This window comes from Streptococcus sp. VTCC 12886 (assembly GCF_049893425.1).
Taxonomy (GTDB): domain Bacteria; phylum Bacillota; class Bacilli; order Lactobacillales; family Streptococcaceae; genus Streptococcus; species Streptococcus suis_AA.
In genome coordinates, this window is record NZ_JBMVJB010000008.1 from 59852 (window position 1) to 69962 (window position 10111).

11 protein-coding genes are annotated in these 10111 nt (G+C 40.8%); all 11 read left to right on the forward strand.

The genetic code is table 11. The features are described 5' to 3' along the window. Positions 1–93: 93 nt before the first annotated feature. On the forward strand, positions 94–606 hold the full coding sequence (locus ACPC57_RS03835) for an adenine phosphoribosyltransferase (RefSeq protein ID WP_418127386.1): 513 nt from the start codon (positions 94–96) through the stop codon (positions 604–606). A 134-nt stretch (positions 607–740) separates the two neighbouring features. Beyond that, the gene (gene metA / locus ACPC57_RS03840; protein WP_434066352.1) at positions 741–1682 is read left to right on the forward strand and encodes a homoserine O-acetyltransferase MetA; all 942 of its coding nucleotides are present in this window, start codon (positions 741–743) and stop codon (positions 1680–1682) included. Positions 1683–1691: 9 nt separating this feature from the next. After that, entirely contained in the window at positions 1692–2366 is a 675-nt protein-coding gene (locus ACPC57_RS03845; RefSeq protein ID WP_434066353.1) for a DnaD domain-containing protein, read from the forward strand. Between the two features lies 1 nt (position 2367). Beyond that, complete coding sequence (locus tag ACPC57_RS03850; RefSeq protein WP_434066354.1) at positions 2368–3063, forward strand: tRNA (adenine(22)-N(1))-methyltransferase; 696 nt, start codon at positions 2368–2370, stop codon at positions 3061–3063. Beyond that, positions 3041–3835 carry a Nif3-like dinuclear metal center hexameric protein gene (locus ACPC57_RS03855; RefSeq protein ID WP_274504838.1) on the forward strand — a complete coding sequence of 265 codons (795 nt, stop codon included), beginning with the start codon at positions 3041–3043 and terminating at the stop codon, positions 3833–3835. The genes ACPC57_RS03850 and ACPC57_RS03855 overlap by 23 nt, the downstream gene beginning before the upstream one ends. 151 nt (positions 3836–3986) lie before the next feature. Beyond that, positions 3987–4811 carry a ZIP family metal transporter gene (locus ACPC57_RS03860; RefSeq protein ID WP_434066355.1) on the forward strand — a complete coding sequence of 275 codons (825 nt, stop codon included), beginning with the start codon at positions 3987–3989 and terminating at the stop codon, positions 4809–4811. 108 nt (positions 4812–4919) lie between these two features. Then, positions 4920–5789 carry a glucose-1-phosphate thymidylyltransferase RfbA gene (rfbA, locus tag ACPC57_RS03865; RefSeq protein ID WP_217375034.1) on the forward strand — a complete coding sequence of 290 codons (870 nt, stop codon included), beginning with the start codon at positions 4920–4922 and terminating at the stop codon, positions 5787–5789. Then, a complete protein-coding gene (locus tag ACPC57_RS03870; RefSeq protein WP_434066356.1) occupies positions 5789–6382 on the forward strand; it encodes a dTDP-4-dehydrorhamnose 3,5-epimerase family protein in 594 nt (197 codons plus the stop codon). Before rfbA ends, ACPC57_RS03870 begins: the two co-directional genes overlap by 1 nt. Positions 6383–6676: 294 nt before the next feature. Then, positions 6677–7723 carry a dTDP-glucose 4,6-dehydratase gene (rfbB, locus tag ACPC57_RS03875; RefSeq protein WP_217375037.1) on the forward strand — a complete coding sequence of 349 codons (1047 nt, stop codon included), beginning with the start codon at positions 6677–6679 and terminating at the stop codon, positions 7721–7723. A gap of 52 nt (positions 7724–7775) precedes the next feature. After that, positions 7776–8627 carry a dTDP-4-dehydrorhamnose reductase gene (gene rfbD / locus ACPC57_RS03880; RefSeq protein ID WP_130555031.1) on the forward strand — a complete coding sequence of 284 codons (852 nt, stop codon included), beginning with the start codon at positions 7776–7778 and terminating at the stop codon, positions 8625–8627. Between the two features lie 228 nt (positions 8628–8855). Next, positions 8856–10111, forward strand: a 1256-nt coding sequence (locus ACPC57_RS03885; RefSeq protein ID WP_434066357.1) for a GBS Bsp-like repeat-containing protein, incomplete at its 3' end; no start/stop codon positions are given.

Sequence of the window (10111 nt, forward strand, 5' to 3'; positions counted from 1 at the left end):
AAGCAAGGGTCTTTGTCAGGGCTGAAAATATACCAAATGACAATTTCATGGTATAATGAAGAGTAAAAAATATTTTTTTAAAGAGAGAAAGAAATGAACTTAAAAGATTACATCGCAACCATTCCTGATTATCCAAAAAAGGGGATTGAATTTCGTGATATTAGCCCATTGATGGCGGATGGAAATGCTTACAGCTATGCTGTACGTGAAATTGTCCAATACGCAACTGATAAACAAATTGATATGATTGTTGGTCCAGAGGCGCGTGGCTTTATCGTTGGTTGTCCAGTTGCCTATGAATTGGGAATTGGTTTTGCACCGGTTCGTAAACCAGGTAAGTTACCACGCGAAGTTATCTCAGCTGATTATAAAAAAGAGTATGGTGTAGATACATTGACCATGCATGCTGACGCCATCAAACCAGGTCAACGCGTGTTGATCGTAGATGATTTGTTGGCCACTGGTGGTACTGTTAAAGCAACGATTGAAATGATTGAAAGACTTGGTGGGATTGTTGCTGGTTGTGCCTTCTTGATTGAACTTGATGATCTTAAAGGTCGTGAAGCCATCGGAAATTACGACTACAAGGTCTTGATGCACTATTAAGTCATTAACATAGTTTGATTGAATTTTTTTAAGACCTTATAGTTAAAACTTATAACTAAGCCTAGTTTTATTCTAATTGAAATGCTGTTCTTCCTGTTCTATAATAGAGATAAGATCGTTCAGGAGGTTAGAGTATGCCAATTAAAATCGAAAAATCATTACCGGCAGTAGATATTTTAAAAAAAGAGAATATTTTTGTAATGGATAGCGACCGTGCTAGCCATCAGGATATCCGTCCCATAAAGATATTGATTCTAAATCTCATGCCTCAGAAAATTGTGACGGAGACTCAGTTGCTCCGTCTTTTGGCTAATACGCCATTGCAATTGGAAGTTGAATTCCTCTACATGGCGAGCCATGAGTCGAAAAATACACATTCAGACCATTTAGAACAATTTTACAAAACGTTTGAGCAGGTCAAAGATTCCTATTTTGATGGCTTGATTGTAACTGGAGCACCAGTTGAAAATCTACCATTCGAAGCAGTTGATTATTGGTCTGAACTTGTATCTGTATTAGAATGGTCGAATAATCATGTTTTTTCAACCTTGCATATCTGTTGGGGAGCGCAGGCTGGACTCTATGCTCGATACGGAGTACAAAAACATAATATGAATCGCAAGCTTTCAGGGGTTTATAGACAGGATGTTATCAACAATACAAATCCATTGATGCGTGGATTTGACGATGATTTTCAATCGCCGCATTCGCGATACACAGAGGTGAAGGCTGCTGACATTTCTCATTTGAATAACCTTGAAATTCTTTCATGTGGTGAGGAAGTCGGCTTATCGATTTTGGCAAGTAAGAACTTGCGTGAAGTCTATAGTTTTGGTCATCTGGAATACGATCGCGATACCCTTGCCAAAGAATACCAGCGAGACTGTTTAGCTGGAAAAAATCCACATATCCCTGAGAATTATTTCAAAAATGATGACCCATCAACCAGACCTGCCCTTTCATGGAATTTGCCTGCTGCTCAATTTTTTACTAATTGGATAAACTACGCGGTCTATCAAGAAACACCGTATGACTGGAAACTATTTGAAGATTCTGCCCTTTCAGCGAGTCTATAAAGAGGATATATGAATTACTCACAGCAATTTCGACAAGGGAATGTAGTCATTCCTGCAGCTCTTTTGTTTCACTACAAAGAATTATTTTCATCAGCAGATGATTTTCTCATCTGGCAGTTTTTCTTTTATCAAAATACCTCACATTTGGAATCTTTAGCCCCTAGTGAAGTCGCTCAGGCCACAGGAAAAACAGTGGCACGAGTCAATCAAGCAATTGAGAACCTGCAAGAAGCTGGGCTATTAGAATTTAAAACGATCAGTATCGCAGGAGAAATCGAAATGATTTTTGATGCACTACCTGCACTTGAGAAATTAGATATGCTATTAGAAGCAAAACAACCTGTTGAAATGGTTCGGACTGAAAATGATTTGAAAACCTTGGTTGGAGATTTTGAAAGGGAGTTGGGTCGTTTCCTATCCCCATTTGAAATTGAAGATTTACAAAAAACGGTTGAAGATGATAAAACTTCTGTTGACTTGGTTCGAGCTGCTTTGAAAGAAGCTGTTTTTAACAACAAAACCAATTGGAAATATATCCAAGCTATTTTGCGAAACTGGCGACGTGAAGGAATAACAACAGTGGCACAGGTAGAAGCTAAAAATATAGATAGAGACATCCAGAATCCTAAGAATGTAACTGTCTCCAGTGATTTTCTTGATGCAATGAACCTCTGGAAAGAGTAATATGGAAACAAAATTATCAAAAAGACTAGAAACAGTCGCAGATTTTGTGCCACAAGGGGCACGATTAGTTGATGTAGGGAGTGACCATGCCTATCTCCCTCTTTTTTTGGTAGAGCAGAAGCGTATTGATTTTGCCATTGCTGGTGAGGTCGTTCAAGGTCCCTACCAGTCAGCACTCCAGAATGTTGAGCTGGCAGGTCGGTCTGATATGATTCAGGTTCGACTGGCCAATGGGCTTGCTGCCGTAGAAGAACAAGACCAGATTTCAGCGGTGACAATTGCTGGTATGGGAGGGCGTTTAATTGCCGATATTTTAGAAGCTGGAAAAGAAAAGTTGGGTTCGGTTGAACGGCTCATTTTACAACCGAACAATCGAGAAGATGATGTTCGGAATTGGTTGGTTCAGAATCAATTTAAGCTTATTGCTGAGGAGATTGTAGAAGAGAACGATAAGATTTATGAGATTCTGGTAGCACAAAAAGGTTCAATGGACTTGACAGCTACTCAATTGCGCTTTGGTCCTTTCTTATCAATCAAACATTCCCCTGTTTTTCAGAAAAAGTGGCTTAAGGAGTTGGATAAGCTGAGTATGGCTTTGGAACAAGTCCCTCATGAACGCCAGGGTGATCGCTCCGCTATTTCCCAAAAAATGGATCAAATAAAGGAGGTTCTTCATGTTGGCAAAGAACGTCATTGAGCGTTACCAATCCTTTTGTCCGCCATTTTTGGCCATGGAGGGTGACGTAACTGGTTTGCAGATTGGAACATTGAACAAGGAAATCCAGCGAGTAATGGTCACCTTGGATATCCGTGAGACGACTGTGGCAGAGGCTATTGATAAACAGATAGACCTGATTATCGTCAAGCATGCTCCAATTTTTCGTCCAATAAAGGATTTAGTGGCTGACAATCCACAGACGAAGATGTATCTGGACTTGATTAAACATGATATTGCGGTCTATGTTAGTCACACTGATATTGATGTAGTGAATGGTGGGCTTAACGATTGGTTTTGCGAGTTGTTAGGTATCTATGATACAACTTATTTACTGGAGACATCAGTGGGTCAAGGACTTGGTCGTGTTGGAACTATAGCAGAGCAGACACTAGAAGAATTGGCCTTGAAAGTTAAATCTGTCTTTGGTCTTGATGCTGTACGTCTAGTGACTTATGGCCATCAGGCACAACAATATGTCAGTCGAGTTGCAATCTGTGGTGGGAGCGGAGGCTCTTATTATCAGACAGCTCTTGATAAGGGTGCTGAGGTCTACATCACCGGTGATATCTATTACCACACAGGTCAAGACATGTTAACAAAAGGGTTGCTGGCTATTGATCCAGGGCATCACATCGAAGCCTTATTTATCAAGCGAGTTGCTGATTTATTGGAAACTTGGAAAAAGGAAGAAGGTTGGGAAGTGGAGATCTTTGCATCGACAGTTTCGACCAATCCATTCAGACATTTATAATCAGTGTCCTGACTTTAGCTTACATCAAAAATAAACAGTCAAGCTACGTTTTTGCGTGGCTTTTTTTGAAAAAAAGCTTGTTTTTTTTTTGATAATTAGGGTATCCTAATTATTGTAATATGTTGGGTTAATTTAGAGAATGGAAGTCGTTATGAATTGGTTTACACACCAGCCTGTGGTTTTACAGGCTCTCTTGGCAGGTTTATTTACTTGGTTTTGCACGATTGTCGGCTCTGCAGTTGTCTTTTTCTTTAGAACGGTCAGTCGGCGTTTGTTGGATATCATGCTAGGCTTTGCAGCAGGTGTTATGATTGCTGCGTCATTTTGGTCTTTGCTTGCTCCCTCAATTAGTTATGCTGAGCAGTTTTATGGCAATCTTGCATGGATTCCTGCGGCAGTTGGATTTGCAGCAGGTGGAATCTTTTTACGTTTGGTTGACGCAGGTGTTCCACATTTGCATTTAGGTAATGACAAAGAGGAAGCTGAGGGTGGAGTTGAGCGTGAGCGAAAAAAATTATCAAAGACTGCCCTCTTATTTTTGGCCATTACCATTCATAATATCCCAGAAGGCTTAGCTGTTGGTGTCACATTTGGTGCCCTTGCTTCTAATAATAGCTCAGCAGCATTTATAGGAGCTTTGGGATTGGCTCTTGGTATTGGTATACAAAATATTCCGGAGGGAGCAGCTTTGGCTATTCCGATTCGTACAGACGGTGCATCGCGTTGGAAGGCCTTTTATTGGGGTTCAATGTCTGCTATTGTCGAACCAATCGCGGCTGTACTTGGCGCCTTTGCAGTTACCTTTATGACCCCTATTTTACCTTACGCCCTTTCCTTTGCAGCTGGTGCAATGATCTTCGTTGTCGTAGAGGAGCTTATTCCAGAATCACACACAAATGGCAATACGGATATTGCAACATTGGGACTCATGGCTGGTTTTATTATCATGATGATTCTAGATGTTGCTTTGGGGTAAAATACAACAAATGATGAATGAGTCTGCTTGCCAGACTTTTTTCTTATGACATCATAGTGAAAAATATGGTATAATGAACTGATATTAATTAATGGAAGGTACTCTTATATGAAAGGTATTATTCTGGCAGGTGGGTCTGGGACTCGTCTCTACCCATTGACACGCGTAGCTTCTAAGCAGCTGATGCCGATTTATGACAAACCAATGATTTATTACCCACTGTCAACACTCATGTTGGCTGGGATTAAAGAAATCTTAATTATTTCTACTCCTCAGGATCTACCTCGATTTAAGGATATGTTGGGTGATGGTTCTGAATTTGGAATTTCTCTTTCTTATGCAGAACAACCAAGCCCAGATGGATTGGCCCAAGCCTTCATTATCGGTGAAGAATTCATCGGTGATGACCATGTAGCCCTTATCTTGGGGGATAACATTTACCATGGAAATGGATTGACCAAGATGTTGCAACGTGCCGCAAGCAAAGACAAAGGAGCAACTGTCTTCGGTTACCAAGTAAAAGACCCAGAACGCTTTGGTGTTGTTGAGTTTGACGCAGATATGAATGCTATCTCTATCGAAGAAAAACCTGAGAATCCAAAATCAAATTTTGCGGTTACAGGTTTGTATTTCTATGACAATGATGTCGTTGAGATTGCGAAAAATATTAAACCATCTCCTCGTGGTGAGTTGGAAATCACTGATGTCAACAAGGCTTACTTAGATCGTGGTGATTTGTCAGTAGAGCTCATGGGACGTGGATTTGCATGGTTGGACACTGGTACACATGAAAGTCTCTTGGAAGCTGCACAGTACATCGAAACAGTTCAACGTTTGCAAAACGTTCAAGTGGCAAACTTGGAAGAAATTGCTTACCGCATGGGCTACATCACAAAAGAACAAGTGTACGAATTGGCACAGCCACTCAAGAAAAATGAATACGGACAATACTTGCTCCGTTTGATTGGAGAAGCTTAATGACAGAAAACTTTTTCGGAAAAACACTCGCAACCCGTCCAGTTGAAGGCATTACAGGGATGTTAGAATTTGACATTCCAGTTCATGGCGACAACCGTGGCTGGTTCAAGGAGAACTTCCAAAAGGAAAAAATGGTGCCACTCGGCTTCCCAGAAAGCTTTTTTGCAGAAGGAAAATTACAAAATAACGTTTCCTTCTCCCGCAAAAACGTTCTTCGTGGTCTTCACGCAGAGCCTTGGGATAAATACATCTCTGTGGCGGACGGTGGTAAGGTCTTGGGAACTTGGGTCGATCTTCGAGAGGGTGAGACTTTTGGGAATGCCTATCAAACTATTATAGACGCTTCTAAAGGGATCTTTGTTCCACGTGGTGTAGCCAATGGTTTCCAAGTCTTATCAGACTTTGTATCATACAGTTACTTGGTTAATGACTATTGGGCTTTGGAACTTAAGCCTAAATATGCCTTTGTCAACTACGCTGACCCTAGTCTCGACATTAAATGGGAAAACCTAGAAGAAGCAGAAGTCTCAGAAGCAGATAAAAACCACCCACGCCTCAAGGACGTTAAGCCTTTGAGAAAAGAGGACCTCTAATGTTTTAAGCCTCTTTTCAATGTCTTTGGTCACTTAGACAAATTACATAAAGAGACTCTACCAAGATTGCTTACTAAAAAGAAATCTTGAAGTAGTCTGGTAATGCAAGAGGGCGAGCAAAGCGAGCCACTCCGTGTGTCATCGCCGTAGTGAGAAGCTCCTTTGCTTTGCTAAGGAGGGGGGAAACCATGAGACCTTAGGCTCATGGTTTAGTAATGAAACACCTTGGTGGTTGCTTACGACCCCACTACATAAGATGACACACAAAAAAGAAAAAACTTTTCGGAGAAAAAAATGTCTCAATTTAAAAATATTATCGTAACTGGTGGAGCTGGTTTTATCGGTTCCAACTTCGTACACTATGTTTACAATAACCATCCAGAAGTCCATGTGACTGTGTTGGATAAATTAACATATGCAGGAAACAGGGCTAATATTGAAGCTATCCTTGGTGACCGAGTAGAGCTTGTTGTTGGTGATATTGCTGATGCTGAGTTGGTTGACAAATTGGCTGCTAAGGCAGATGCCATTGTTCACTATGCGGCAGAAAGCCACAACGACAACTCTCTCAACGATCCAAGTCCATTCATCCATACAAACTTTATCGGTACCTATACTCTTCTTGAAGCGGCTCGTAAATACGACATCCGTTTCCACCATGTATCAACAGATGAGGTTTATGGTGATCTTCCATTGCGCGAAGACTTACCAGGTCATGGGGAAGGTCCAGGAGAGAAATTCACATCAGAAACAAAATACAACCCATCATCTCCTTATTCATCAACCAAGGCTGCATCAGACTTGATTGTCAAAGCATGGGTGCGATCATTTGGTGTTAAAGCAACGATTTCCAACTGTTCAAACAACTACGGTCCATATCAGCACATCGAGAAATTTATCCCACGCCAAATCACCAACATCTTGGCAGGCATCAAGCCAAAGCTTTACGGTGAAGGTAAAAACGTCCGTGACTGGATTCATACCAACGATCACTCGACTGGTGTTTGGGCTATCTTGACGAAAGGCCGTATGGGTGAAACTTACCTGATCGGTGCTGACGGTGAGAAGAATAACAAAGAAGTGCTTGAATTGATTCTTGAAAAAATGGGTCAACCAAAAGATGCTTACGACCACGTGACTGACCGTGCAGGACACGATTTGCGCTATGCTATTGACGCAAGCAAACTTCGTGACGAGCTTGGTTGGACACCACAATTTACAGACTTCTCTCAAGGTTTGGAAGAAACGATCCAGTGGTATACAAATAACCAAGACTGGTGGAAGGCTGAAAAAGAAGCTGTTGAAGCTAACTATGCGAAGACACAAGAAGTGCTTAAATAAGAAATGGAAGGCTGGGCTTTTGTCCAAGCCTTTCTTAAAATAAGGAGTATACATGATATTAATTACAGGTGCGAATGGTCAGTTGGGTACAGAATTGCGTTACTTATTAGATGAACGTGGTGTTGAGTATGTGGCTGCTGACGTAGCAGAAATGGACATCACGGATGCGGAAAAGGTTGATGCCTTTTTTGCGGAAGTAAAACCAAGTGTTGTTTACCACTGTGCAGCCTACACAGCTGTGGATATGGCTGAAGATGAAGGCAAGGAGCTTAACTACAAAATTAATGTAACAGGCTCTGAAAATGTTGCCAAGGCAGCAGCTAAATACGGTGCAACCCTTGTCTATATCTCAACAGACTATGTCTTCAACGGTGAGTTGCCAGTCGGTCAAGAATGGCAAGTAGATGACCAACCAGATCCGCAATCTGAATACGGTCGTACTAAGCGTTTGGGTGAGGAAGCGGTTGAGAAATTTGCAGACAAGTTCTACACAGTGCGTACAGCTTGGGTCTTTGGTAACTATGGCAAAAACTTTGTCTTCACCATGCAAAATCTTGCTCAAACTCGAGACACATTAACAGTAGTCAATGACCAACATGGCCGTCCAACTTGGACACGTACTCTTGCCGAATTTATGGTATACTTAGTGGATACTAAGCAAGCATTTGGCTACTATCATTTGTCAAATGATGCGACTGAGGACACAACTTGGTTTGACTTTGCGACAGAAATCCTCAAGGATACCAACACCAAGGTATTGCCAGTGGACTCTAGCCAGTTCCCAGCCAAGGCTAAGCGTCCTTTCAACTCAACCATGAGCTTGGATAAGGCAAAGGCAACAGGATTTGTCATCCCGACATGGCAAGAAGCCTTGAAAGAGTTTTATAAGCAAGGGAAGAAATAGAATATCCTTCATTTAGAAGGAAACGAGACGATTTTTCAAAAAGTCGTCTTCTTTTATAATTGGGATAAATTGTCACAAAAATGAAAAATTGTAATATTGTTTTAATGCTCCATATTGTGCTATAATTTATTTTGCAGATTTAGTATTTTTACGATTTTCCTAATGATCCAGTTATCGTTTGGTTGTGTTTTGAATATAGATTTGAATATGGGATTTGAGGAGGAGAAAGTGAAAAAAAGGACATTATTTTTCTTATCCGTATGCGCGGTCGCTTTAAGTGGATATGTTGTTCATGCAGACAGTTTGGAAGCTCCAAGTCAGCTTGTCACTGTACCTAATTTGCCTGGAACTGGCGGCCAATTAACTGTTGTTGAGGAAGCTGGCCAAATTAAGGCGATTCTTTCAAATATTACTGGAGAAATCGTTGGAGTAACTGGTCAGTTTAAGTCAGAAATGAATACTGGAAAAACGATAGCTTTTACGATTGATGCTAGTGGTCAATATGTGGCCTATTTAGATAGATCAAGTTTTTCCGACGAAGATCGTACCTTTACTTTGGCTTTAACAGTCAACCTTATTGATGGTAGTGCTCATAATCTAGATGATTATTCGTTCAACTGGGTTAAAGTAGCTGAAAATACGGATGATGACAGCGATTTGATTGAAAACACTAGCGCAACAGAAGCATCAAAACCTGTTTCATCTGGGACAGTAGTCGATAGTGTTGAGAAAGATTCTTCATCTTCAGCAAGCGAGACACAAAGTTCTAGTACTGCAAATTCTTCATTGGCGGCGACTGTAACTGATTCATCGAATGCAACGACCGCTTCTACACTGACTTCAACACAGACTACAAGTTCAGTTGGTAGCCAATTACGTTCGGCTTCGTTGATGCGTATTGCAACAAATTCTGGTACCCAAACTAGTGCTGTTACAAAAGCAAGTCAAATTGACCAGACGCTAGAACTAAAATATACTGGTTCTATCAATAGTGGTGAAGTCATTAAATTTGCAGTGTGGTCAGATGAGAATGGTCAAGATGATATTGTTTGGTATAATGCTGACCAAACTGGTGCTGCTTATGCAGATTTAAGAAAACATAGAGACTACGGCAAATATAACATTCATACATACGTAAACCGAAATGGCAAAATGGTATATTTGAATGAAATTGTGGTAGATGTGAAGGCGAGCGGTACGGTTACAATTTCTAATGTTGATTCACAAACAGGAAGCTTTGATGTAACAATTTCCAATATAACAGCTCCTCGTGGTCTCACAAAAGTTTACGTACCAACCTGGACAGAAGCTGGTGGTCAGGATGATATCAAATGGTATGAAGCCAATCAACAATCGGATGGAAGTTACAAATTAACTGTCAACAAAGTAAATCATAAAAGTGAGGTAGGAAACTACCAAGTTCATGTATACTATCGTGGTGAAGATGGAAGCATGATAGGAATAGGTGCAACCACTGTTAATTT

Bases quoted from the DNA above. Each gene is read 5' to 3' on its own strand.
- ACPC57_RS03855 (WP_274504838.1), top strand. From the start codon at position 3,041: ATGTTGGCAAAGAACGTCATTGAGCGTTACCAATCCTTTTGTCCGCCA.
- ACPC57_RS03835 (WP_418127386.1), top strand. From the start codon at position 94: ATGAACTTAAAAGATTACATCGCAACCATTCCTGATTATCCAAAAAAG.
- rfbA (WP_217375034.1), top strand. From the start codon at position 4,920: ATGAAAGGTATTATTCTGGCAGGTGGGTCTGGGACTCGTCTCTACCCA.
- rfbB (WP_217375037.1), top strand. From the start codon at position 6,677: ATGTCTCAATTTAAAAATATTATCGTAACTGGTGGAGCTGGTTTTATC.
- ACPC57_RS03850 (WP_434066354.1), top strand. From the start codon at position 2,368: ATGGAAACAAAATTATCAAAAAGACTAGAAACAGTCGCAGATTTTGTG.
- rfbD (WP_130555031.1), top strand. From the start codon at position 7,776: ATGATATTAATTACAGGTGCGAATGGTCAGTTGGGTACAGAATTGCGT.
- ACPC57_RS03860 (WP_434066355.1), top strand. From the start codon at position 3,987: ATGAATTGGTTTACACACCAGCCTGTGGTTTTACAGGCTCTCTTGGCA.
- ACPC57_RS03845 (WP_434066353.1), top strand. From the start codon at position 1,692: ATGAATTACTCACAGCAATTTCGACAAGGGAATGTAGTCATTCCTGCA.
- metA (WP_434066352.1), top strand. From the start codon at position 741: ATGCCAATTAAAATCGAAAAATCATTACCGGCAGTAGATATTTTAAAA.
- ACPC57_RS03870 (WP_434066356.1), top strand. From the start codon at position 5,789: ATGACAGAAAACTTTTTCGGAAAAACACTCGCAACCCGTCCAGTTGAA.